We start from the raw sequence: 24757 nt of genomic DNA, 5'->3' as shown, positions 1-24757 counted from the left end.
AATAAGAGGAAGCGGCTCTATGCCGCTTCCTCTTTTTTTGTAAAGGACCTGCTGGAATTTAACTGTGGCTTATTGAACACAAGTTTATATATATGTAAAATGGAATTGTATAACAGAAGAGTGAAAAAGATAATACTAATGAGAGAGTGAGGAAAACGTCATGAACACCGAAATATTGTTTAAACCTTTTAAGATAGGTAACTTATCGCTTCCCAATCGGATGGTTATGGCTCCCATGACACGAAATTTTTCTCCCCAAGGTATTCCAGGACATGAGGTTGCCGCGTATTATCGTCGCCGTGCAGAAAATGCTGTTGGATTGATTATTACAGAGGGAACGGCTATCAATCATCCCGCCGCTGTGGAGCACACAGGCATCCCTAACTTTTATGGTGAGGGATTGAAAGGATGGGCTAAGGTAGTAGAGGAGGTTCATGCGGCCGGCGGCAAAATTATACCGCAGCTCTGGCATGTGGGTACAGCCCGGAAAATAGGTGCGGATAACCAACCGAATCCCGAGGCATTGCCTGTCGGTCCTTCAGGTATTTCTCCCGCAGGTGAAAAGGTAGTTGAGCCATTGACGGAGGCGGAAATTACGGATATCATTGCAGCCTTTGCTCAAGCCGCTGCCGATGCCAAGCGGGTGGGGTTTGACGGCATTGAGCTTCATGGAGCACATGGCTATTTAATAGATCAATTTTTCTGGGACAAAACCAATAAGCGTACCGATCAATATGGAGGCGATTTGGTTCAGCGTACCCGGTTTGCGGTCGAGGTCATTGAGGCTTGTCGCCGTGCAGTAGGCCCGGATTTTCCAATTGTACTGCGATTCTCCCAGTGGAAGATGTACCATTATGGAGAAAAGCTGGCACAGACACCACAGGAACTTGAACAGTTCCTTGCCCCATTGGTACAAGCTGGGGTGGATGTATTCCATTGCTCAAGCCGCCGTTTCTGGGAGCCAGAATTCGAAGGGTCAGATCTAAACCTGGCAGCATGGACCAAAAAGATAACAGGCAAGCCAGTGATTACGGTGGGGTCAATTGGTTTGGAGAAGGCCTTTTTGAGTGATTTGGAAAAAAACAATGATCGTCAGACTGATCAATCGAGTAGTGTAGAGGCCAGATTAGAACAACTCGTGGAGCTAGTAGAACGAGAGGAAGTTGATCTGGTTGCAGTTGGACGTGCATTGCTGGTTGATCCGGCATTTGCAGTAAAATTACGTGATCAACAGATAAAAGAAATATTTCCTTACAATGATGAAGTATTAAAAACGTTGAATTAGGAAAATTTCGGTTACAGGGCAAGCTGTAATATAAGCTATTCGTAAATTCTACGAATTTGCTATAATAGGAGCATCAAGTCGAAATACACGGGGTGAAAAGGATGAATTCTGAAACGGAAGCTTTGGATTGTGAGCCGGCTTGTCACGGTTCAGATCAGGAAATTGAGCGTATAAAATCTTCCCTAGTTGAGGATTCCATCGCATACAAAATGTCGGAGCTGTTTAAAGCGCTAGGTGACCCGACACGGATCAAGCTGATTTATGCCCTGGCTCAAAAGGAACTGTGTGTTCATGATTTAACACAGGTGTTGAACATGGGCCAATCTGCGGTATCCCACCAGCTTCGTTATTTGCGCAACCTGCGCATTGTCAAACGACGCAAGGAAGGCAAGACAGTGTTTTATTCACTGGATGATAATCATGTGGAGCAGATTTTTTTGCAAACCCATCAGCACATATCACATCAATGATTTTTGACAAACCAACAGCAGGGCGCCAAGCAATTGGCGCTCTTTTGGTGTTTGTCCATTGAAGTCGATTTTTTTTCGTTAAAAAGGGCTATGATCATTGACTTTTGCCCCTAAACCTGAATATAATGACCTTAACAAATAATATATGAACAGTTGCTCATATATAGCTAATTGGAGGCCAATTATTATGGATGCTCTAAAAAGAAATGAACGGCATGAATGGGTTTTGGAAGGTTTGGATTGCGCCAACTGTGCTCTAAAGATTGAAAATGGAGTCAGTAAAATAGAAGGGGTCCTTGATTGCTCGGTCAATTTTGTAACAAAAACGTTGACGATGACCACAACTTCGGATCAAAAAGAAGAGGTTTTTCGCCAAACGGAACGGAAGGTCCACAGACTTGAGCCTCATGTTCGGATGGTTGCCAAAAGTGCGGGTGGACGCTTGCGCGAAGACAGTCGAAGTGGCGCTGGTGCAGTAGAGGCAAGCTGCACAGAGGATTGCGCATGCGGTCATGACCATGATGGTGAAGGACATAATCACAATGATGGAAAGCATGCTGCTCACAGTCATGGTGGTCATAGCCATGAAGCACATGACGCACACGATGGGCACGACCACGGTAATCATGCACACATGCACCACAATCACCATGCAGTGCACGATCATGGTGAAGCTACCCATGCTCATTCACATTCACATTCGCATGATGACGATAGTCATGCCGGGCATACGCATGATCATGGTACGGACGGTATGCGCCGCATGATTGCACGTCTGTCCATAGGAGCGGTTATTGCGGCTGTTGCCTGGTGGTTACCTGTCGAAGGTGTGGGCAAGCTGGCTCTATTTTTAGTGGCATATATCATCGTTGGCGGTGATGTTGTCTTGCAGGCTGCACGCAGCTTGGTGCGTGGAATGGCCTTTGATGAGTATTTCTTGATGACGCTGGCTACGGTGGGCGCATTTGCTATTGGGGAATACCCCGAAGGCGTGGCTGTCATGTTCTTTTATCAAATCGGAGAGCTATTCCAAGGCATTGCAGTTAACCGTTCACGTAAGTCCATCAGCGATCTGATGGATATTAGACCAGACTATGCCAACCTGAAGACGGCTGAGTCCGTACGAAGGGTGTCCCCAGAAGAGGTCCGTATTGGAGATTTGATAGTGATCAAGCCGGGTGAGAAGATCCCGCTGGACGGTAAGGTTGTAGAAGGCAAGTCGCATGTCGATACCTCGGCGTTGACCGGTGAATCTGTGCCTCGTACCGTTGAGCCGGGAAGCAGCGTGATGAGTGGATTTGTGAATACGAACGGACTTCTGACGGTAGAGGTCAGCAAAGAATTTGGTGAATCCGCGGTCTCTAAAATTTTGGAACTGGTGCAAAATGCGAGTGCCAAAAAAGCGCCGACTGAAAAGTTTATCACGAAATTTTCCAGATATTATACTCCTGTAGTGGTTATTGTAGCGTTATTGCTGGCGGTTGTTCCTCCGCTGGTTGTGCCGGGTGCATTGTTTGCAGATTGGTTATATCGTGCGCTTGTTTTCCTCGTTATTTCTTGTCCGTGTGCGCTGGTGGTGTCTATTCCACTGGGCTTCTTTGGCGGAATCGGGGCAGCCTCCCGTTCAGGTGTGCTGATCAAGGGCGGTAATTATCTTGAAGCCCTGAATCATGTGAAATATGCTGTTTTTGATAAAACAGGTACGCTCACCAAAGGTGTTTTCCACGTGACAGGGATTTATCCTGCCGAAACTTTTACGAAGGAAAGTCTGCTGGAGACTGCTGCATTGGCCGAGATGCACTCCACGCATCCTATCGCAGCTTCTCTGCGTGAAGCTTATGGCAATGAACTTCAAACGGAGCGAGTCCAGCAATATAGCGAAATATCCGGTCACGGGATTCAGGCTCAGATCGATGGGCGCTTGGTATTGGCCGGAAACGCTAAGCTGATGGAGCGGGAGCATATTGCTTTTAATGTGGCGCAGCAAGCAGGACCATTGGATAAAGGAACGGTCGTACATGTGGCTGTAGACGGAACGTATGTCGGGTGCATTCTAATATCGGATGAGGTTAAGGAGGACGCGGCCAAGACGATTGCTTCGCTGAAAAAGCTGGGGGTGGTAAAAACCATCATGCTAACAGGTGACAATCGGACAGTTGCCGAAGCTGTAGGACGTCAGTTAGGCCTGGATGAAGTACGGGCAGAACTGTTGCCTCAGCATAAAGCCGAAGCCATTGAGCAGTTGTCTGCAAGTAAAAAAACGAGCGATAAAATCTTGTTTGTAGGCGATGGAATTAATGATACACCTGTACTTGCTTTGGCAGATGTTGGTGTGGCGATGGGTGGTTTGGGCTCAGACGCTGCAATTGAAGCAGCAGATATCGTAATCATGAACGACGAGCCTTCAAGGCTGGTGACGGCGATTCATATTGCTCAACGCACACGCCGTATCGTATGGCAAAACATTATATTTGCGCTAGGTGTCAAAGTAGTATTTCTCTCATTGGGCGCGTTTGGTATTGCTACCATGTGGGAGGCTGTATTTTCCGATGTTGGTGTAACACTGCTAGCTGTATTAAATGTGATGCGTGTGCTGAAGGTTGGTACTGACGAATAAAAAGGGAACCCCCCGTTAACATTGGATGTAGGCATCCTATGAAAACAGGGGGTGTTTCTTTATAGCTGCCTTTTTTGTGCAGACATGTGCTTTCCGCAGTATAGATCTATTTTTCTCATATATAGTAGTTGTGCAGAGATGTATAAATGTGGGGAGGGCCTAATACGTTTAAGGTAGGGACTTAATAAGTAAGGCCCACGTAACATTCGGTTGCTCAGTAATGAGTAAGCGTTTTCTTTATTTGGAGGGGTACTCGAATTCGTGTGTGCCAACTTGCTGACGAAAGAAAGGATGGATTAATAGCATGGAGGCTAAACTGATGCATGTATTCGCAGAGCTGTTGGGTGGCATAAACAGCAGGGATTGCAACGTTCCAGAGCCAGGTAAGAAGTCTGCTGCACGGAGATTGGCTATGGAGACGCTAAGAGCAGGAAGCCATCAAGTATCTGCTGCACAGGAGGAAGATCCATTGGGCTGGCTGGTTGGTTTAGCCGAGCAGGGTGCAATCAGTCGAGCGGAGGCATTGCTGGCTGCAAACCCGGAATTACTTGGAGAATCGATGCTGAATAACGGCAATGATACAGAGCAAGCCATGGACACACTACTAAAATGGAGCGATGAATACAGCGACACCTCCATACGGCTTTATGCTGATGCTCCTGCAAGTATGAGTCGTAAAAGTACAGGAATACGCGATCTTGACGGTTATAGCCTTCTGCATGGTCCATTGTCACTGGCATCCGGCCGCGTGAGGGAATTATGCTATGCCTATTTGGACGCGGCAGAGTCTGGACAAAAGATTCATGCCCTTGCCGGGGAGCCCGATCCCATCCTTGTCCCCGGTTCCCGTGCATCCGAGACGTACACAACATTTAATAAAGCATCTGGTTTGCCTGGATTGTGTGAGCACCTGTCCCGACGAATCATTGGCCTGCTGGAAACAGAGTACGAAGGCTTGTTTGAGTTGCTGGACGGATTGCCGTTGACTATAGCTTTGACTGAGCAGAACAATGCAGTGGGCATTGGAAGCCTGCAAGATATGCAGTTGGAGGCCCTACTGCGTGCAGCGTTGCGAAGCATGCGACAGGGAGGAGAACCACGGCTGGAGATTATGGTACGCAATCCTACTGACGTAAACCAGTTCCAGACCATCCGAGACTGGATTGACGGCGTTGCCGAGCAAACGTTATGTGGCCGCCTGCGGTGCGTTCCATATCGGGTAGGTGTACTTTTGACGGTTGATACAAGTTTGCTGCCTAATGCAGGTCAAATAGGGGATGAGCAATCCGCACAGTCGGAGAAGTCGGACAACGCCGATGACATGTCCGAAGTGAGCGCACGACAGACCAAGCAGGCGGCTCAAGCCGCAGATTTGGCACGCTTTGCCGATACGGTCATTTTAGAAGTTTTATCAGCTCCATCTGATGGTATCAGAGCTGGGGATCCGTTGATTCCATCTGTTGCTGATGGGCATGAGAATGCTAATGATACGATAAAACGCATAATGGAAGCTGTTCGGCGTGTAAAGCCTGAGGTTCCTATATGGGTGGCGATAGATAAAATTCACCATTTCCTAGATGGGAATTGGATCTGGGAGAACGAGCTAACGGGGGTCATTTGCTCAGACCCAGCAGTTCCTACTGTACGTCTTGCGGCTGCGCGTTGGAGGCTGCAACAGCAAGCCAATCGGCAACACACTTCAGAAACTGCACACACCCATGCGTGGAAGTTTCCACTTTAGCCTGAAGAATTTATGTGATAGAACGCTTTGAAATATTGAGGATACCTGCGTTGTTTACGCGGGTATCTTTTTTATTTAGGCTATTAGCAGTTTACAAGCGGAAAAGAAAGGGTATATAATAAAACAAAAGTTTCTCTAAGCCAAAATAATTGTATAGATGCAAAAATGATTATCATTCTCATTGCCAAACATGCTGCTTCGGGCTTCCCGAAGCAGCATGTGCTATTTTAGGGCACTTAACAATGGATATCATTCTCAATGAAATGCAAGTACAAGGAACAAAAAATGGAAAGGAACGTGACATGATGCAAGCAGTTCAACGACTACAAGATACATTGTCTCCCTCTAACCGAGCACTTTCAAAAAACAGTGGCAGCGGACGCCCCGGTCCAAATCGCAAGCCGCAATTTCAGCTCAAAAGCATGCTGAAAAATAAGGAGATGCAGGCTGCTCTAGGCAGTGGAATACTAATGCTGATGGCATGGGGGGTTTCACATTGGTGGCAATGGCTATCCGTCATTCTCTATGTGGTGTCTTATGCCCTTGGAGGCTGGTCCAAAGCCAGAGAAGGGATTGAAACCCTGATCCGAGAACATGATCTGGATGTTAATTTACTCATGATCGCTGCGTCTTTAGGAGCTGCGGCCATTGGCTACTGGAATGAAGGAGCCATGCTGATTTTTATTTTTGCACTCAGCGGTGCGCTGGAGAGCTATACCACGGAGCGTAGTAGTAAGGATATTTCCGAGCTCATGGCGTTGAAGCCGGAAACAGCTTTGCGCTTGTCTCACGAGGGAACAGAAACGGTTGGCATTGAGCAGCTGTTGCCAGGCGACCTGCTGCTGGTTAAGCCGGGCGAACTAATTCCGGCGGACGGTCGAGTCTCCAAAGGTGTGTCGGCAGTGAATCAGGCATCCATTACCGGGGAATCTGTTCCGGTAAACAAGATGGCAGGTGACGAAGTATATGCAGGCACCATCAATGGAGAAGGCGTGCTGTATGTGGAGGTCAGCCAGTCCTCGGAAGATACTTTATTTTCAAAAATTATTCGTATGGTAGAAGAGGCACGGACCGAAGTTCCCGATTCCCAGCGGTTTATTAAAACATTCGAATCGGTATACGCCCGAATTGTTGTTGCCGTCACGTTGATCGTCATTGTAGGTGCGCCCATTGTATTGGGCTGGACATGGGCAGCGGCTTTTTACAAGGCGATGGTGTTCCTTGTCGTGGCCTCACCTTGTGCGCTCGTGTCATCCATTATGCCAGTGATGCTATCGGCCATTTCCAACCGTGCCCGGCGGGGCATTCTGTTCAAAGGTGGCGCGCATGTGGAGAATATGGCATTGACATCTGTCGTTGCTTTTGACAAAACGGGCACGTTAACGAAGGGCTCACCCGTGGTCACGGACTGGATTACCGCCCCAGATTACGATGCTGATGAGCTATTGCACATTGTCGCGACAATCGAAAGCTATTCCTTACATCCGCTGGCACGAGCGATTGTAGCCAAAGCCGAAGCTGAATTGGAACAGAGAGAGCTTCTCACAGCCGAGCAAGTGCAGGCTCTTACCGGATGGGGAATGGAAGGCATCATAGGTGGGGTGAAATGGAAAATCGGTCGCACGAATGTACTGGATGAACCTGGCCTTCTGGCTGGACCAGAGTGGGTGGAGAGTCGGGCCCGACTGGAAGCCGAGGGCAAAACCGTATCCATCATTCTTGCGGATGATCGGATTGCCGGGATGCTGGCGCTGCGTGACGAGCTGCGTCCACAGGCACAAGAGTCCGTGAAACGTCTGCAAGCACAGGGTATCCGGGTCGTCATGCTGACTGGAGACCGACCGGAAACGGCTGCCGTGATCGCGGCGCAGGCTGGAGTCGACGCCGTATATGCTGGCTTAATGCCGGAGGACAAAGTCAGTCATATTCGCATGCTGCGAGAGCAATACGGGCATGTCGTTATGGTCGGCGACGGTGTGAACGACGCTCCGGCTTTGACCGCAGCAACCGTAGGACTGGGCATGGGGATGCATGGCAGCGGAGCAGCACTGGAGGTTGCAGATGTGGTGCTAATGAACGACGGAATCGAGGAGATTGCTCCGACGATAGCACTGGCGCGCAAGGCGCAGCGAGTGGTCAAACAAAATATGATCTTCGCGGTAAGTGTCATTGTGCTGCTGGTGATCAGTAACTTTGTGCAAGATATAGCCCTGCCTTTTGGGGTCATTGGACATGAAGGCAGCACACTCCTTGTCATTTTGAACGGCCTGCGTTTATTGCGCTCATAAGACCATAATCCAATTCACAAATCACAAGATTACAAACAAGAAGGAGCATTCAACCCTCTTACATCCAAGGGGGATGAATGCTCCTTCTTTGGCAGTATCAGTCTATTTTGTATGCAAAGCAGGTTCATCTCATATCTTTAATTTGCGACTGCTGTACACCTATCTATGACGCGGTGTAGATCGCCGCAAGAACAGGGAAAACAATAATCCCGCCAGCGCAATCCCGGTTGCAATGATGAAGGCATCATTAATGCCATGGATCGTCGATTCTGTAACAGCGCTTCGGTATACCTGTTGTAGCGCGAGTGCAGAGCCGCTTTCCGCAGAAATACCCGCCGATTGTGCAAGGGTTTGTCCCAGTTGCGATACGCCTTCCGTTACAGAAGCATTCGCTGTGGTAGCGACATTCGCATAATCTGCCATATGAACTGTAGTCCGGCTACTCATTACTGTAATAAGCCAAGCGGTACCGATAGATCCAGCGATTTGCCGTACTGTATTGGACATGGCAGTACCATGGCTGCCGAGATGGGCAGGTAGCTGGTTTAGCCCTTCCGTCTGGACGGACATCATCAGCAATGACATTCCGAAGCTGCGAATCGTATAGATGATCATAATATGTCCGTAGGTGGTGGCATCGGTCAGCAGACTAAATTCCCATGTCGTGACTGCTGTAATGATCAGTCCAATGATCGCCAACGGCCTTGCGCCTATACGGTCAAATACTGCCCCTGATATCGGTGACATCACACCCATCAGCAGTGCACCCGGCAACAGCAGCAGACCGGATTGCAGCGGTGTAAAGCCGCGTATATTTTGTAAATAGATTGGCAGTAGCAGCATCCCGCCGAACATCGTCATGTTGACGGTAGCCCCAACTAAGGTTGATACAGTAAAAATATCATATTTAAACACACGGAACTCCAGCATCGGCTGTATCATATTTAGCTCGCGCACGATAAACAATACAATAAACACAACCCCGGCAGCGAGTGTAAGGATTACCGTATTGCTACTCCAGCCTTTGTCTCCAGCCGAACTAAAGCCATACAACAGGAAGCCAAACCCAAGGGTGGAGAAGATGGTTCCCAACAGGTCAAAGTTCGGTTTCGTTAGCTTGGATACATTTTTGAGCCAGCGTATGGCAAACAGAATATCAATGACCGCCAGCGGAATAACGAGTAAAAATAGCAGCCGCCAGCTGTAATGCTCCACAATATAGCCGGATAAAGTCGGTCCAATCGCCGGGGCAAACATCATGGCGATTCCCATAGTACCCATGGCAGCGCCCCGTTTTTCTGGAGGAAACACAGTCAGGAAAACGTTCATGACCACAGGCATGATGATGCCTGCTCCGCTGGCCTGGATAACACGTCCAACCAGCATAGGCGCAAAGCCGGTACTGGCAGCACAGACGACAGACCCGGCAGTAAATAACCCCATCGCGGAGATGAACAGTGCACGTGTTCCGAATGACTCAATCAGAAAAGCAGTGATAGGAATCAAAATTCCGTTTGTTAGCATATATCCGGTGGATAACCATTGAACGGTTGTGGCAGATACATTGAAGTCATTCATCAAGTGTGGAATAGCCACGTTAAGCAGCGTTTGATTCAAAATCGAAATGAAGGCGCCTAGCAGTAGCACGGACAGAATGCGTCCGACGGACATTTTTTGATCCATGACAGCCTCCTACTTGTGAACTCTGATTGTTGCACTCATTCCCGGGATAATACCTAGGCCCTTGTAACCTTGAATGGAAATGTTGACAGGCACGACCTGCGTCACCTTGGTATAGTTGGCAGTGGTATTGGAGGTGGGCAGCAGTGAAAAGGTGGATGCGGTTGCCAGACCGATCTTTTCGAGTTTACCGGTCAGGGATGTATCTGGGTAAGCATCAATATACACATCTACGGTCTGGCCTACTTGGAGATCCTGCACAGCCGTTTCGTCTATATTGGCAGTAATCCAAAGATTGTTCAGATCAAATGCTTTCGCTAAAGGTGTGCCCGCCCCGACAACTGAGTTGTTGACTGCAGTTTGCTGTACGATGGTACCGTCAGTCGGGATCGTAACGCTGATCCGGCTTCCGCCTCCCTCTACACTACCAAGCGAGCTGCCAGCGGTGTACGTTTTACCAACTTCAGCGTTCCAGCCCGTGAGCTTTCCTCCGCTTGGAGAGGCAACAGTAACTGCTTGTCCGCTCACTTGTGCATTGTCGGTTTTTATGTAGTTGGCGGATTGATTGTAGTAATAGGCGGCGGCTCCACCTCCTGCCAGAATAATAATAATTACTAGCAGATTAACTAATATGGCGCGCGAATTCATATTGTGCATGCCTCCTTAGTGTTTTTGGATGTTCAAAGTATGCGTCAAACGATTCATAATATTCAGATGGATTCTGGGAAAGGTTAAGAGCGTATGCAAAAAGGATGATCATGCTGATAAAGGATGATGCGCATAATGACGACCAGAATCATGATTGTATATGACAGTGAAAATGGACATACCGAACGTCTCGCTCGCTCGATCGCAGAAGGCGCACGTCTAGATCACACAGAAGTGGCGCTAAAGCATGTTAATGAGGCCGATGTGAATGAGCTAGTAAGCGCGGATGCGATCATATGGGGGTGCCCGGGTCATTTTGGTACCATCAGCAGCGGTCTGAAGAGCTGGATTGACAAGCTCGGATATTTGTGGGCGCAGGGCAAGCTGGTGGACAAAATCGGTGCAGTATTTTGCACAACTGCTACCGTTCATGGTGGATTGGAATCAACGCTTTTGAATTTGATTACTCCTATGCTTCATCAAGGCATGATTATTGTAGGCCTGCCCGCTAGCATCACGGAAAATGCGCTCTACGGCTCCTATTACGGTGTAGGGGTAACATGTCCGGTGGAGACAGACCCCGATGGACCGCCCAACCTTCCAACGGACGATGATCTTGCGTTAGGTCGCTCTTTGGGCAAACGGGTTGCTGAGATGGCGGGACGGTACCGTAGCGCTGAAAGAGAATAGGAGGCCGCCGATGACCATTGCTTTTATCGCAGTAGCTGTGGTTGCCTTGATCTTTTTGCTGGTATTTAACACAAAGATGACGCGCAAGTCCTCGGCCAAGAATCGCCCCAGCCAAGAGGAATCCCGGCAAAGAAGTAAACGTCCTTATCCTGTGCAAGTGGAACCCAAGGCGCATGAATTAGCGGAACATAACGGAGAGATGCCGCCTAAGGATTCCGAAGTTGAAGAACATCGTGCCAAGGAGCATCAGAAGTTGCCTGATATCCAAACGGATATGAAGGTGGAAAAAGATCGCAAGAACATAGAAGGTGCTTACGGGGATCAGGATTATCGTGCAGCTTTGCGTGGTTTTGCTGGAAAGGACGGAGAAAAGGATGGAGGTTCCCCAAGATCCAATGGGAAGAAAGGGACTTCCAAAAGTAAGGACGAACAGTACCGTGAAGCACTGCGTTCCATGAACCAAAAAAAATGAGGTCCCATCATTTGAACATGGCAAAAAGGCTGCTTTTCTGTCTGAATTACAGGCAGAAAAGCAGCCTTTTTGTGCTGCGCGGCTATAGCCATTCGGTTAGCCCGATCATCGTAATCAAGCCAAGAATAAAAGAGAATGTGGCGATCCGCTGGTTACCGTCCCCGTGACTTTCGGGAATCAGTTCCTTATAGACAATAAACATCATAGCCCCGGCGGCAAAAGCAAGGCCATACGGCACCAGTCCGTTCACCCAACTGCTTAAATAAAAGCCGATCAGACTGGTGATGATTTCCACAGCTCCCGTTAGGGTAGCAATGCCCAATGCCTTGAAACGACCGATGTTTTGATTCACAAGGAATAACGCTACAATAAAGCCTTCAGGGGCATTTTGCAGACCGATAGAGAAGGCAATGAGATTGCCTAGATTCTGAGTCTCACTCGCGTAGCTGACCCCAACAGAGAGCCCTTCCGGCAAGTTGTGCAACGTAATAGCTGCAATAATGAGAAAAGATTTGGACTCCAATTGAAAAGTTTTGGAATCCGGGTCCTCCAAATCGGCATGGGGGATATACATTTCCATCACCAGTAATACGAGGCAACCAAGCAAAATTCCCGCAGTCAGCACGAACCAATTGGAATGCTGGATCGCTTCTGGAATCAGGTTATACACGGATGCAGAGGTCATAATTCCTGCGGCATAAGCCAGCAGAACATCGCGAAGCCGATGCGTGATATTACGCATAAACAATATAGGTACGGCGCCGAGTCCGGTGGACAGGGCAGAAATTAAGCTACCTACGAAAACGTCATTCATAATCGGGATAATCCCTCCATACCTCATTTATCTTTAAACTTCGCTTCATGAAAACTTCATTTGACTGTCTACAGCTCTTTCCGCATAATGAAATTAGGATTTAGAATCAGTCTAAGTCATAAGAAGCTAGAAAACAAGTAATTCGTTTTTACAACATCCGGGTGTCCACTTTTTGGGATGAGCTTCTGCTGGCACTACTTTTAGAGTATATGCAGCAGCCCAGCGCCCGGTACCGAAAACTCGCTATATAATACTTATGATATTTTAGGAGGAACCAAGATATGTACAAGTCCATTATTATAGGTACCGGCCCTGCCGGTTTGACCGCCGCTATTTACCTGGCACGTGCTAATATGAACCCGCTGGTAATCGAGGGACCACAGCCAGGTGGACAATTAACCACGACTACAGAAGTTGAGAATTTTCCAGGCTTTCCTGAAGGAATCATGGGACCTGATTTGATGGATAATATGCGTAAGCAAGCGGAGCGTTTTGGCGCTGAATTCCGCACAGGCTGGGTGAACAAGGTAGACACAACTGCTCGTCCATTTACACTGGATGTAGAAGGTTTGGGTGAACTGGTTACCGATACGCTGATTATTTCCACAGGGGCGACTGCCAAATACCTGGGGATACCCGGTGAACAAGATAATATCGGACGCGGCGTGAGCACTTGCGCTACCTGTGACGGGTTCTTCTTCCGCGGCAAAGAAATCGTTGTTATCGGCGGTGGGGACTCTGCACTGGAAGAAGCTAATTTCCTGACTCGCTTTGCTTCCAAAGTAACGTTGGTACATCGTCGTGAAGAATTGAGAGCTTCTAAAATTATGCAGGATCGTGCTCGTGCGAACAGCAAAATTGAATGGGCGCTCAATCGTACTCCTGTCGAAGTAGTTGCAGACGAAAACGGAGTAACTGGCTTGAAAGTGCTAAACAACGCAACAGGTAAAGAGGAAATCATTACAGTGAGCGGCGTATTCGTGGCAATTGGTCATCATCCGAATACAGGCTTCCTCGAAGGACAAATTACAACGGATGCGAACGGTTATATCGTCGTCAATCCGGGTACCTCCGAAACAAACGTGCCTGGCGTATTCGCTTGTGGCGACGTACAGGATACACGCTACAGACAAGCGATTACCGCAGCAGGTAGTGGTTGTATGGCTGCTATGGACAGCGAGAAATACATCGAAAGTCTGGAGCACAGCGCACTGGCCCTGTAATGATATTTGGAAGTATGAATAAATATAATGTAACAAAATAAATGATGAGGTGATATTCATGGAAAAAGCAATAGTTTACACATCTACAAACTGTCCGCATTGCCGTCAAGTAAAAAGCTACCTGGCTGAAAAAGGTGTCGAATACGAAGAACGCAACATTGAAACCAATGAAGCTTTTGCGCAAGAGGTTTGGGATATGGGCATTCGCGCTGTTCCATTGACTTTGATCGGAGAAGAACGTATTTCCGGTATGAACAAAACCAAGTTTGAAAAAGTGTTGAACGCTTAATCCAACCTTATAGCAGACAACGGATTTTGCAAAATCCTAAGCAAAAAAAGCGTACAGGAACCTGAGTGTTCCTGTACGCTTTTTTTATAAAGATACACGTACACGCCCGAGAAAAGGAGCTGTTGCCGCATAGGCGGCACCTAGCATCGTCGAACGGCTGCCAAGCGTGGAGAAACGAATCTGTAGTTGCCGGCGGTGATAGGGCAGGGCACGTTCGTCAATCACTTCACGCATACTTTGCTCCAACCAAGGTCTGGCTTCCGCGAGTGGGCCGCCAATGATAAGCATGCCAGGGTTGAGGCTGTTCACAATGTTGGTAATACCCACACCCAAATATCGCCCGATTTCACCAAGGACGCTTAATGTACTCACATCACCTTGCTGGGCAAACGGTAATAATCCCGCTGTATTATGTGCGGGCAGCTTCAATGTGGATGCTACATACGCCTTCTCCGAAGCATACAGCTCCCAGCAGCCTCGGCTGCCGCAGGAGCAGAGGCGCCCATTCCAGTCAATGGACATATGCCCGCTCTCGCCCGCGTATCCCCAAGCCCCTTGATACGGCTTGCCATCAATGATAATTCCGCCCCCGATCCCGGAGCCTGCACTGATGTAGACAAGATCTCGCACCAGCTGCCGATGATCGGCGTCCATACCATAGTACAATTCGCCTTGTGCACCGACGTTGGCCTCATTATCCACCACTATGGGAAGACCCAGCTCTGTCTCCAGCTGCTGCCGTAGCGGAACCTCTTCCCAGCCCAGATTGGGTGCGAATAAAACATTTCCGGTTTCATCCACCATCCCTGGTACCCCCAACCCAATGCCGACAATACCGTGAGGGGAGGGAGGGGTGACCTGCATGAGCTTCTGAACGAGCTTACGGATTTGTTCGATGACAAAGTCAGGATCATGCTGGGTTAGAGAAAGGGTAAGCTCTGTTTCAATGGTACCTGCCAGATCGGTCAGAGCGCCCTTGATGTACTGTACACTAACCTCGATACCAAGTACAAAGCCTGCACGGCTGTTGAACAGCAGCATTAAAGGTTTGCGCCCACCGCTGGATTCTCCTAATCCTGTCTCATACACCAATCCATCGGTGATAAGCTCTGCAACCAGGTTGGACACGGTGGCCTTGTTTAATCCGGTTTGACTGGATAACTGTGCCCGGGATAGAGGGGCATGAAGGCGGATGCGCTCCAATACAATGGATTTATTCAGCTTTTTGACAAGCGCCTGATCGCCAGTAACATTCATGGTTATTTCCCTTCCTGTTGATGTAATTCCCGTTATTATATCATAAAAATAAACTTAGTTTAAGCAATAGACAAAGTTTCTTGGCTGTGCTAGAATCATTTTTGTAAACGTTTACTACAAAGGAGGAACTTATAATGGCTTATTTCGAACAAGTATCCAAAATTAACTTTGAGGGCAAGCAATCCGATAATCCTTTTGCGTTCAAATTTTATAATCCTCAGGAAATAGTAGCGGGAAAAACGATGGAGGAGCATTTGCGTTTTAGTATGGCCTATTGGCATACGCTGGTTGCAGGCGGCTCTGATCCTTTTGGAGTAGAGACTGCGGAACGCCCATGGTCCAAGTTTACCGGACTTGATTTGGAGAAGGCACGTGTGGAAGCTGCCTTTGAGCTGCTGGATAAACTGAATTTACCTTATTTCGCCTTCCACGATGTGGATATTGCTCCTGAAGGCGCGTCACTGAAGGAATTTTACAGCAATCTGGATACCATCGTGGATCTGATTGAGGAGCACATGAAGGCTACGGGGAAAAAGCTGCTGTGGAACACGGCGAACATGTTTAGCCATCCACGTTATTTGCATGGAGCTGCGACGACTTGCAATGCAGATGTATACGCACACGCAGCTGCTCAAATTAAAAAAGGACTGGAAGTGGGCAAACGTCTGGGCGCAGATAACTACGTATTCTGGGGAGGCCGTGAAGGCTATGAAACACTGCTGAATACAGATTTGAAGTTGGAACAGGACAATTTGGGACGGATGTTCCATATGGCCGTGGACTACGCGCGTGAAATCGGCTTTGACGCTCAATTCCTGATTGAGCCAAAACCGAAGGAGCCAACCAAGCATCAGTATGATTTTGATGCGGCGACGACGATTGCCTTCCTGCAAAAATATGATCTGGATCAGCATTTCAAGCTTAATCTGGAAGCTAACCATGCCACTTTGGCGGGTCATACTTTTGATCATGAAGTACGTGTAGCACGGGTTAACGGCATGTTGGGTTCCCTGGATGCTAACCAAGGTGATTTGCTGCTGGGCTGGGATACGGACGAATTCCCGGTTGATCTGTATGATGCCACACTAACCATGTATGAAGTACTGCAAAATGAAGGATTAGGCCGTGGCGGTATCAACTTTGATGCCAAGGTGCGCAGAGCATCGTTTGAGCCAGAAGATTTGTTCCTCGCGCACATCGCAGGTATGGATACGTATGCGAAAGGGTTGAAGGTAGCCGCCAAACTGATCGAGGATCGTGTGTTTGAGGACTTTATTGAGAAGCGGTACAGTAGCTTTAAAGAAGGCATTGGAGCAGACATTGTATCCGGAAAAGCAACGCTTGCTTCCCTGGCTGAATATGCTCTGGCGAACGAAGCACCACGCAAAAACGTGTCCGGTCGTCAGGAATATCTGAAAGCAACATTGAATCAATACATTTTGGCTGATTAATGCCGGAATTTATATATGAATAAGGGCCGTACGATCACAGGGAAGGAGGAACTCCAATGCAGGAGAAGCTAAAACAGGAGCTGGAGCGCTATGTCATCGGCGTGGATTTGGGTACCAGTGCGGTCAAAACGGTGCTGGTCAACCGCAAGGGGCAGGTGGCTTATGAAACCTCTCAGTCATATCCTCTTCATCAGCCGAAAGCAGGGTATAGCGAACAGCAGCCTGAAGACTGGGTGCGTGGGACGTTAGCATCGTTGAAAGAGCTTGTAGAGAAGGCCGGAATCACCGGAACAGATGCTGTGGACGGCATCAGCTTTTCGGGGCAGATGCACGGGCTTGTGCTGACTGACAAGGAAGGCCAAGTGCTTCGTCCAGCTATTCTATGGAATGACACGCGCACAACGGCACAATGCCGCCGTATTGAAGAACAGCTCGGGCCAGCGCTGCTAAGTATCGCGCGCAACCGCGCGCTGGAAGGCTTCACGCTACCCAAGCTGCTGTGGGTGCAGGAGCATGAGCCAGACGTGCTGGCTCGTGCGGCCCATTTTATGCTACCCAAAGATTATGTGCGCTACTGTCTCACAGGAGAGTTGGCGATGGAGTATTCGGATGCGGCAGGCACGCTGCTGCTAGACATCGCGAACAAGCAGTGGAGCGAAGAGATCGCAGCTGCGTTTGATCTGCCGTTGTCGCTGTTCCCGCCGCTGGTGGAATCCTTTGACCAGACGGGTACACTATTGCCGGAGATTGCGGAGCAGAGTGGGCTTTCGTCTGAAACCAAGGTCTATGCAGGTGGAGCAGACAACGCATGTGGCGCGATTGGTGCCGGCATTTTGAGCGAAGGCCGCACCTTGTGCAGTATCGGCACCTCAGGAGTTGTGCTTTCCTATGAGGAACGCAAGGATATCGACGTTCAGGGACGGGCACATTTTTTTAATCATAGTGAGCAGGATGCTTATTATATCATGGGGGTTACACTCGCGGCAGGATATAGCTTGACCTGGTTTAAGGATACCTTTGCGCCGGAACATTCTTTTGACGCACTGTTGGAGGATGTAAATTCGATCGAGCCGGGCAGCCGAGGGCTGTTGTTCACGCCTTATATCGTGGGCGAACGTACCCCTCATCCGGATGCAGCTATTCGAGGCAGCTTTATCGGGATGGATGCAGGGCATAAGCTTCCGCATTTTACACGAGCAGTGCTGGAGGGAATTACGTTTTCGCTCAAGGAATCCATTGATATTCTCAGAGGCACGGGCAAAACGGTGAATGAAGTGATTTCCATCGGCGGCGGTGCGCGTAATGAGGCATGGCTGCAAATGCAGGCCGATATTTTTAACGCGGATATCGTCAAGCTGGAAAGTGAGCAGGGTCCTGCCTTGGGAGCGGCTATGCTGGCTGCATATGGTAGCGGGTGGTTTGAATCGCTGCAAGCGTGCGCTGAAGCTTTTCTGCGTGAAGCAGCAAGATATACGCCAAATCCGGAACGTGTGGCACAGTATGAAGGCTTATATGAGCTATACCGTGAAGTTTATCTACACACGCGGGAGCTAAGTGAGCAATTGGCGGTCTATCGCTGAATAGACTTTACGTTAATAAAAGCCATAATAAGGGTTGCCTGATGAGGACACCTTTATTATGGCTTTTGAATTTTAAGGACGTTTAGTGCAAGAGGACTCCTTATAAAGTGGCTCCTGTAGTGAGAGGATACTTGGTAAGGAAGTTAACGAATGGAGACGCATGAATTGATAACCTATTCCAGACAAACCTAGCCACAGACCCTGGGAATCTAACGCAGTGGGCAGACCAGTCTTAAATTTACTATGCTCGAAAAAATAATTTAATGCAATGTTGCCTTGTTTCTTTGCCTCCGCAACCCACTCTGGACGGTTAAGAGCTTGTCCAGCTAAAATTAATAACTCAATATTTCCGAGACTTCCATGACAAATGCAGTGACTTTTATTAAATCCGTATTTTAAAGTTGTATTAACTGCTATTTCGATATTTTGGACGATATCAGGTATTAAACTTGATTTTAAATAAGGCATACATAAGGTTAATCCTATGCCAATTCCACTAGCCCCATGACACCAATTAGCCAGATCATGATTCTCCTTAATATCTTGATCAATCCAGTTAAAATAGTTTGGAGAATAGGATTCTGTTAAGTGAGCAAATGCTTTCTCGGCAGTAGCATAGTAGCAATTATTTTTAGTAACTGCTGCAAGACGAAACAAGGCTGAAGCAATACCAATACTACCGTGGCCAAAGCCTACGTAGGGGGTTGGAGATACACTAGATGTCCATGAAATCATCTCATTATTTTTTTCTCCATGTTTTAACAAGTGTTCTCCATATTGAGTTGCTACCTCTAGAGTCTTAACCGATTTTGTAAGACTATATTCATTTAAAAGAACGTGAATAACTCCAGCCGAACCTCCTAAGAGATCGAAGAAAGTATCCTCGTCTATGCTATCTTCCAAATTACTTATAATGTCCAATTTCCGCTTGCTCCAAGCATCGTTAAAACCTAATAAACTCTCAAAATGAGAGAGAGTATATAAGAGAGAAGCTTGGCCATAAAAGGCTGATGGGAATTTTAGGTGTACAGGTATTTTACTTAGCGCTGTTTCAAGTGCAGCTAGAGCTATGTTGGTGTACTTCTCCTCTTTTGAGATTTTTCCGAGATATGCTAGAAATAATGCAATGCCTGCCGTACCATCATATAATCCAGGGCTTAAGGCAGACAAATAAAGTTGTCCGCGATAATTTAGATTCATTCCAATCCAAGTTACATACCTTTTGCTTTGGCTAAACACTGATTTTTCAATTAACTCATCGCCAAGGATTTTTGCTGTCTCAAGAAAGTTTTCAGAGTGTAATGGTTTTGGACTGTAGCCGCTTGTCATTACTTTTTCATTTTGAGAGGGAGCATGTACTTTATGTACATGTTTTCCTAATGATGAGCCTGCTATGGAAGAAGAGATCCAATCGCTGTATAAAGAAATACTGTCAGTACTTAAGGATCTCAATCTATCTTCTACTATTGACATGCTTGTTCGGGTAAACACATCTTTTATACATCTGCCATAACTATCCCAAAGGTCAAGTGAATTGGGAGTACCAATGAAATATGGAATATCTCCTGCTCGTAAATCTTGCAGTTCTGAAGAAATAATCCGATCATCCAGCCAAGAAAACCAAATCCGATCAAGTAGATTCTCTTGATTTAGAGCATCGCGACCATAATCAGGATGTCGAGATTCGAGAAGGAAATTTGTATAAAATTGTGTTGATCGCAATACGATACGAACTGGCGTATTATTAAAACTAAAGAGAGGACTTGTTGGGACTAGTAAATCCATTTTGTATTGAAGAAGCATGGAACACAATGATTGGAAACCATTTACAATTTCAGCAGTGTAGTCACCTGCATTTTTAAATTCTCCTTCCAATGAAGGGCGATTGTTACCAGTTGAAGTGGACTGAGACTTTCTAATGTATCTCATATTATCAGTATTTACATCTACTAAACTCAACACCGGGTAGGGTGTCATTTGCCGTTCCCCATTTACACCACTCAATTCAAGTCCAAATCCTTTATCATCTTGATGAAACAAGATAGGGAGGAGTGAAGTGCCCAATGGAGAATTACGGATTTTAAACTGAGCTTCTATATCTGCGGAATCGGGGACATTATGATATACCTGGTTGTGAAAGAGGGTTTCCAAATCAATCAGCATTGGATGCTCCCCGAAAGCAATTAAATTTTCAAAATGAAAATCGGTCCCATCCAGTACATATATAATGGCTAAAAGCGCTCCTAAACGTGTATAAAAACATTGAATTTCTTCTTCAGTTTTGCAAGGTTTTGCTTCGATAAATTTTTCATAACCATAACCGTCTAATGCGATAACAGAATTTCTTTGGAGAAAAGGAGAAAACCCTTTATCATTAAACCATTGAATTAATTCTTGAAAATGGAGGGAGATATCTAATGGCTTTGGCTTATATATAAACGATTGCCCGTTTGCAAGATATAACCGCATTACTGTGCGACCTTGCTGATGAGAATCACCGAACCCAGCATCGATACGTATAAGTTCTGATGAATGTAAAGAAAATGTATCGATAATCATAGATCTGTTTAGGAGATAACGGTCTAACGTCTCTTTTGTTACATTTACAAAAAGCATAGTTCTTTCAGCTAAAGTCCGGGCAATAACTGCATACTCAGAAAAAAATGATACAAGTTGTTTATGTCCTACAAATTTTTTCTCAATGAAAGAGATAAATCGTTCCTCCGGAGTTAGCCCTTCTAATTCTCCCAAAGCTTTAGCTATATTTAGTTCTAAGACAAATGATCGACCAGCGATTTGGGTCAATTGAAAAGATAATGTATGCAAGACCGAATTTATCGTACTCTCATGTAGAATAAAATCCTGAGCATTATCTATATTGCATAAGTGCTGTTTTAATTGATTTCTGGACCAAATAATAAATGGACGAACAAGAATATCCATTGTTCGAGACTCATTTTGCAAAACTGGTTGATTTTCATTCATTTTTAGAGCCTCTTCCAAAACTTGAAACCAATCTGCTTGATACTCTTTAATAACCGTTAAATAGTTCTCATCCCATTTAAGATTTTCCGTAGATTGAATCAAGGCTCCAAATATTTCTTCATTCATACTTAAAGCTTTAAATCGAGCTTCCTTTTTGGATTCTGTACTAATAAGAGCAAATTTAAACCATTCGTCAATCAGTTCTGTCGTCTTCTCTTTATCTTGTTTCCAATTTTTATAATTAAAATCTTGAAAGGCTTGATCAAAAAGGTTCTTACGTTCTTGTAAAAAGAGAGCACGCATGATCTGCTCTTTCATAAATACCCCGTCCTCGTTTATATGAAGTTAAAAAACTCAATTTTAGGAAATAAAATAACTCAGGTATACGCCAATTAAGGCGTATACCTGAGTGGCATTCACTTATTTTATCCGGCATGCCCTGGAAAACAAACTAGTACTGTGACACCAATAACAGTAACAGTAATAGTTGGAGTAGAATCTGGTTGCACTCCTAAACCGCCATGTACACGAGAAAGCTCGTCAGCGCTCAACTCGACCAAAGCGTCGCCTGCAGGATGCTCAATCCCTTCTCCAGCTACACGAAGCTTTGGATTTTTCCATGCTTGGATCATTTCTTCTTTTGTCATTATTCTTTACTCCTCTCGGGAATGTAGTGATATAAGACAAACCTAATGATAATCATATTCCCTAAAAATTTGCACTTCATAAAAGTGCATTTTAATGCAAAAACCTATAAAAATTCAAAAAAAACGATTTTATTTTTAATTTTACAAATATATTCATTGAATATGTATTGAATTTCTTCCTTAATTATGAAAAAATATTCATAAAAGACATAGGGGGAGTGAAAATTGAGAGAAAATCAAAATTTGTCTCCAAAAGAACAAAAAGTTGCAATTTGTATAGCTCAAGGATACAAAGACAGCGAAATCTCCCAGAATTTATCTATCAGTATGAGACGTACTGCCGAAATTGTGGCTTCAATTAAAGAGAAATGGAATATAAAAACAAGAGTTGAGATTGGTATATTCGCTTATCATTACGGCTTAGTTTTTTTGACAGAAGGTATGGAGGTGCATTCCTCTGAATTTTAATAAGAAAGTACCTTTTATTGAACAGATGGAACATAGTGAATGTGGATTAGCCAGCTTGGCTATGATTTTGGGTTTTTATGGACATAATATTTCTTTAACAGAGTTAAGAAATCAGGTTGGTGCAGTACGCGCAGGTATATCTATGCAACAACTTCAAGAAATAGGAAGTACATATCATTTAAAATCACGAGGATATCGGGCAACTGCATCTCAATTAAATGAGCTAATCGCTCCTCTGATTTTGTTATGGGATAACCAGCATTTTGTGGTTCTTGAGAAAATAAAAAAGAAAAAGGTAATAATCCTTGATCCGGCTTTTGGAAGACTCATTCTTCCTCTCAAAGAATTCACAGAGAAGTATTCGGGTTTTGCACTTTCTTTAATCCCGTTAAAGGATTTTCGGAGTAAAAGAAAAAGGCCAAAATGGATGTTCTATATCAAATTAGCCTTTAAGAGTAGGAAACTTCTTATTTCTGTATTTTTGGTCTCAATACTTCTTCAAGGATTAGGTGTTTTAATACCTAAGATCACCCAATTCTCTGTTGACAACTTACTAGAATCCAAAAATAATTCTTTTCTGGTCCCATTGGGGTGGGCTATTTTTACAATATTTTTATTTTCACAGTTATTCCAATTTTTAAGGGGTTACATGATTGCCAAATTACAATCCCAAATGGATACTTCTATGATGACACAATTTATCGCTAAGCTTTTCAAACTTCCTTTTGAGTTCTTTGAAAATCGAAAAGGAGGAGAATTGGTATTTAGAGCTAACTCTAATGTAACAATTAGAAGGGTATTATCTAATCGAGTTATAACTATTTTTATTGACGGGCTTTTACTTATAACTTATGCAGCTTTAATGATTAATCTACTATGGCAAATTGGATTATTAGTTACAATTATAGGTTTTCTATTGTTACTTATTACCGTTTTAAGTTCTTTTACTACTCACCGTTTATCTCGAAAGGAGACTTCGAGCCAGGCTGAGATGCATGGTTTTTTATCAGAACATATACATGGAATTACAGACATAAAAGTTTTAGGGTTTGAGAGTAGAGTATTTAAGAAGTGGGAGGAGCTTTTTAAAAAACAACTAACTAATACGGAAAAACGTGTCATTTGGAATGCATCACTTGATTCCATGACAGTTAGCATCCAGTTTATTTTTCCCCTACTAATTCTATGGATTGGATTCCATTATGTGCTTGAGGGATGGATAACTTTCGGGGGACTCCTGGGCTTACAAACATTGTCAACTGCTTTTATGGTACCGCTTGTTTCCTTAGGATCGACTCTTAGTGAACTTGTCACTGTGGGCACATATATTCAACGAATTCAAGATGTTATTGAAAATGTAGAGGAGCCTTCAGGTAACCATAAACCGAACCATACTTTTAAAGGATATATTAAGTTTAAAGATGTTTCCTTTAATTATCATCGATTTGGAAAATATGTTTTAAAAAATATTAATCTTGAAATATTCCCAGGTGAAAAGGTTGCAATTGTGGGTGCATCAGGCTCAGGTAAAAGTACTTTGGCGAAGTTAATACTAGGACTTTATAAGGCCTCAATGGGAGAAGTCAGCGTCGATAATATCCCGCTGGATCAATGGCATTTGAGAGAGTTTCGTCAAAAAATAGGTGTTATTCTACAAGAGACAAAATTATTCAATGTTTCTATATTGGATAACATCGCCATGGACAATGGAGATTGTACCATAGATATGGTAGTTCGGGCAGCAAAGCAAGCCGACATTCACCGTTTTATTATGAGTCTCCCTTTAGGCTATCAAACTGTTGTTTCCGAGAACGGATTAAACTTTTCAGGGGGACAACGGCAACGTATTTTATTGGCGCGTGCTTTTTTGGCAGAACCTCAAATTCTCCTTTTAGATGAGGCAACAAGTTCGCTTGATAGTGTTTCAGAGCAATTGATAACAGATTTCTTACAAGAGAGACATTGTACACAGATCATTATTGCTCATCGTCTTAGTACAGTCCAACGAGCTGATAGAATAATTGTGCTTGATCAAGGGGAAATAATAGAACAAGGAAATCATCAGGAATTGATCGGTTTAAAAGGTAAATATTTTGATTTGTATAATTTGAAGAAAACTGATTTTCAGGTTGAGCCAGTTTTGTGACTTGGA

At 45.5% G+C, this 24757-nt stretch carries 19 protein-coding genes; 13 read left to right on the top strand and 6 right to left on the bottom strand.

All coding sequences use genetic code 11. The features are described from left to right. Nucleotides 1-160: 160 nt before the first annotated feature. The 5 genes from ACU1JV_RS19245 (at nt 161) to ACU1JV_RS19225 (ending at nt 8401) form a co-directional block, all read left to right on the top strand. Nucleotides 161-1285 carry an NADH:flavin oxidoreductase gene (locus tag ACU1JV_RS19245; protein WP_165082553.1) on the top strand — a complete coding sequence of 375 codons (1125 nt, stop codon included), beginning with the start codon at nt 161-163 and terminating at the stop codon, nt 1283-1285. Between the two features lie 101 nt (nt 1286-1386). Continuing rightward, the gene (locus ACU1JV_RS19240) at nt 1387-1755 is read left to right on the top strand and encodes an ArsR/SmtB family transcription factor (protein ID WP_007432172.1); all 369 of its coding nucleotides are present in this window, start codon (nt 1387-1389) and stop codon (nt 1753-1755) included. A gap of 187 nt (nt 1756-1942) precedes the next feature. Then, on the top strand, nt 1943-4372 hold the full coding sequence (locus tag ACU1JV_RS19235) for a heavy metal translocating P-type ATPase (RefSeq protein WP_413987015.1): 2430 nt from the start codon (nt 1943-1945) through the stop codon (nt 4370-4372). 304 nt (nt 4373-4676) lie between these two features. Next, nucleotides 4677-6113, top strand: coding sequence for a PEP-utilizing protein (locus ACU1JV_RS19230; RefSeq protein WP_413987014.1), 1437 nt, complete (start codon nt 4677-4679; stop codon nt 6111-6113). Between the two features lie 305 nt (nt 6114-6418). Continuing rightward, on the top strand, nt 6419-8401 hold the full coding sequence (locus ACU1JV_RS19225; protein ID WP_318652735.1) for a heavy metal translocating P-type ATPase: 1983 nt from the start codon (nt 6419-6421) through the stop codon (nt 8399-8401). Between the two features lie 159 nt (nt 8402-8560). Here ACU1JV_RS19225 and ACU1JV_RS19220 read toward each other — a convergent pair whose 3' ends face one another. After that, nucleotides 8561-10084, bottom strand: coding sequence for a DHA2 family efflux MFS transporter permease subunit (locus tag ACU1JV_RS19220; protein WP_129549990.1), 1524 nt, complete (start codon nt 10082-10084; stop codon nt 8561-8563). A 9-nt stretch (nt 10085-10093) separates the two neighbouring features. Then, entirely contained in the window at nt 10094-10729 is a 636-nt protein-coding gene (locus ACU1JV_RS19215; protein ID WP_013373097.1) for an HlyD family secretion protein, read from the bottom strand. A 135-nt stretch (nt 10730-10864) separates the two neighbouring features. Here ACU1JV_RS19215 and ACU1JV_RS19210 point away from each other — a divergent pair, with 135 nt between their 5' ends. Both ACU1JV_RS19210 and ACU1JV_RS19205 read left to right on the top strand, forming a co-directional pair. After that, entirely contained in the window at nt 10865-11419 is a 555-nt protein-coding gene (locus tag ACU1JV_RS19210; RefSeq protein ID WP_165082543.1) for an NAD(P)H-dependent oxidoreductase, read from the top strand. 10 nt (nt 11420-11429) lie between these two features. Further along, nucleotides 11430-11891, top strand: coding sequence for a hypothetical protein (locus tag ACU1JV_RS19205; RefSeq protein ID WP_090738208.1), 462 nt, complete (start codon nt 11430-11432; stop codon nt 11889-11891). Between the two features lie 82 nt (nt 11892-11973). On the opposite strand, the gene ACU1JV_RS19200 is transcribed toward ACU1JV_RS19205, so the two are convergent. Then, nucleotides 11974-12705, bottom strand: coding sequence for a ZIP family metal transporter (locus ACU1JV_RS19200; RefSeq protein ID WP_013373094.1), 732 nt, complete (start codon nt 12703-12705; stop codon nt 11974-11976). A 281-nt stretch (nt 12706-12986) separates the two neighbouring features. Between ACU1JV_RS19200 and trxB the strand changes: the two genes are divergently transcribed. Both trxB and ACU1JV_RS19190 read left to right on the top strand, forming a co-directional pair. Beyond that, entirely contained in the window at nt 12987-13928 is a 942-nt protein-coding gene (gene trxB, locus ACU1JV_RS19195; protein ID WP_013373092.1) for a thioredoxin-disulfide reductase, read from the top strand. Nucleotides 13929-13986: 58 nt separating this feature from the next. Beyond that, nucleotides 13987-14217 (top strand): glutaredoxin family protein, encoded by a 231-nt coding sequence (locus ACU1JV_RS19190; protein ID WP_013373091.1) that lies wholly within the window; start codon nt 13987-13989, stop codon nt 14215-14217. Nucleotides 14218-14301: 84 nt separating this feature from the next. On the opposite strand, the gene ACU1JV_RS19185 is transcribed toward ACU1JV_RS19190, so the two are convergent. Further along, a complete protein-coding gene (locus ACU1JV_RS19185; RefSeq protein ID WP_413987013.1) occupies nt 14302-15474 on the bottom strand; it encodes an ROK family protein in 1173 nt (390 codons plus the stop codon). A gap of 134 nt (nt 15475-15608) precedes the next feature. Here ACU1JV_RS19185 and xylA point away from each other — a divergent pair, with 134 nt between their 5' ends. Together xylA and xylB are read left to right on the top strand one after the other, a co-directional pair. Next, nucleotides 15609-16925: a xylose isomerase gene (gene xylA, locus ACU1JV_RS19180; RefSeq protein ID WP_413987012.1), complete on the top strand. Its 1317-nt coding sequence runs from the start codon at nt 15609-15611 to the stop codon at nt 16923-16925. A 56-nt stretch (nt 16926-16981) separates the two neighbouring features. Next, on the top strand, nt 16982-18505 hold the full coding sequence (gene xylB, locus ACU1JV_RS19175; RefSeq protein WP_413987011.1) for a xylulokinase: 1524 nt from the start codon (nt 16982-16984) through the stop codon (nt 18503-18505). Between the two features lie 72 nt (nt 18506-18577). Here the strand turns inward: xylB and ACU1JV_RS19170 are convergent, their stop codons facing one another. Then, the gene (locus ACU1JV_RS19170) at nt 18578-21808 is read right to left on the bottom strand and encodes a type 2 lanthipeptide synthetase LanM family protein (protein ID WP_413987010.1); all 3231 of its coding nucleotides are present in this window, start codon (nt 21806-21808) and stop codon (nt 18578-18580) included. Between the two features lie 107 nt (nt 21809-21915). Beyond that, nucleotides 21916-22137, bottom strand: a complete 222-nt coding sequence (locus ACU1JV_RS19165) for a mersacidin family lantibiotic (protein WP_013373086.1) — start codon at nt 22135-22137, stop codon at nt 21916-21918. Nucleotides 22138-22362: 225 nt separating this feature from the next. On the opposite strand from ACU1JV_RS19165, the gene ACU1JV_RS19160 reads away from it, so the two are divergent. Then, nucleotides 22363-22605, top strand: a complete 243-nt coding sequence (locus tag ACU1JV_RS19160; RefSeq protein WP_064963561.1) for a response regulator transcription factor — start codon at nt 22363-22365, stop codon at nt 22603-22605. Beyond that, complete coding sequence (locus ACU1JV_RS19155) at nt 22589-24751, top strand: peptidase domain-containing ABC transporter (RefSeq protein ID WP_413987514.1); 2163 nt, start codon at nt 22589-22591, stop codon at nt 24749-24751. Before ACU1JV_RS19160 ends, ACU1JV_RS19155 begins: the two co-directional genes overlap by 17 nt. Nucleotides 24752-24757 lie beyond the last annotated feature (6 nt).

This window comes from Paenibacillus sp. T2-29 (assembly GCF_052921365.1).
The sequence above is the reverse complement of the archived record's forward strand: the minus strand, read 5'-3'. Positions and strand labels throughout refer to the sequence as shown.

Bases quoted from the DNA above. Each gene is read 5' to 3' on its own strand.
- xylB (WP_413987011.1), top strand. From the start codon at position 16,982: ATGCAGGAGAAGCTAAAACAGGAGCTGGAGCGCTATGTCATCGGCGTG.
- ACU1JV_RS19240 (WP_007432172.1), top strand. From the start codon at position 1,387: ATGAATTCTGAAACGGAAGCTTTGGATTGTGAGCCGGCTTGTCACGGT.
- ACU1JV_RS19205 (WP_090738208.1), top strand. From the start codon at position 11,430: ATGACCATTGCTTTTATCGCAGTAGCTGTGGTTGCCTTGATCTTTTTG.
- ACU1JV_RS19230 (WP_413987014.1), top strand. From the start codon at position 4,677: ATGGAGGCTAAACTGATGCATGTATTCGCAGAGCTGTTGGGTGGCATA.
- ACU1JV_RS19235 (WP_413987015.1), top strand. From the start codon at position 1,943: ATGGATGCTCTAAAAAGAAATGAACGGCATGAATGGGTTTTGGAAGGT.
- ACU1JV_RS19210 (WP_165082543.1), top strand. From the start codon at position 10,865: ATGACGACCAGAATCATGATTGTATATGACAGTGAAAATGGACATACC.
- ACU1JV_RS19225 (WP_318652735.1), top strand. From the start codon at position 6,419: ATGCAAGCAGTTCAACGACTACAAGATACATTGTCTCCCTCTAACCGA.
- trxB (WP_013373092.1), top strand. From the start codon at position 12,987: ATGTACAAGTCCATTATTATAGGTACCGGCCCTGCCGGTTTGACCGCC.
- xylA (WP_413987012.1), top strand. From the start codon at position 15,609: ATGGCTTATTTCGAACAAGTATCCAAAATTAACTTTGAGGGCAAGCAA.
- ACU1JV_RS19170 (WP_413987010.1), bottom strand. From the start codon at position 21,808: ATGAAAGAGCAGATCATGCGTGCTCTCTTTTTACAAGAACGTAAGAAC.
- ACU1JV_RS19165 (WP_013373086.1), bottom strand. From the start codon at position 22,137: ATGACAAAAGAAGAAATGATCCAAGCATGGAAAAATCCAAAGCTTCGT.
- ACU1JV_RS19200 (WP_013373094.1), bottom strand. From the start codon at position 12,705: ATGAATGACGTTTTCGTAGGTAGCTTAATTTCTGCCCTGTCCACCGGA.
- ACU1JV_RS19215 (WP_013373097.1), bottom strand. From the start codon at position 10,729: ATGAATTCGCGCGCCATATTAGTTAATCTGCTAGTAATTATTATTATT.
- ACU1JV_RS19220 (WP_129549990.1), bottom strand. From the start codon at position 10,084: ATGGATCAAAAAATGTCCGTCGGACGCATTCTGTCCGTGCTACTGCTA.
- ACU1JV_RS19190 (WP_013373091.1), top strand. From the start codon at position 13,987: ATGGAAAAAGCAATAGTTTACACATCTACAAACTGTCCGCATTGCCGT.
- ACU1JV_RS19185 (WP_413987013.1), bottom strand. From the start codon at position 15,474: ATGAATGTTACTGGCGATCAGGCGCTTGTCAAAAAGCTGAATAAATCC.
- ACU1JV_RS19245 (WP_165082553.1), top strand. From the start codon at position 161: ATGAACACCGAAATATTGTTTAAACCTTTTAAGATAGGTAACTTATCG.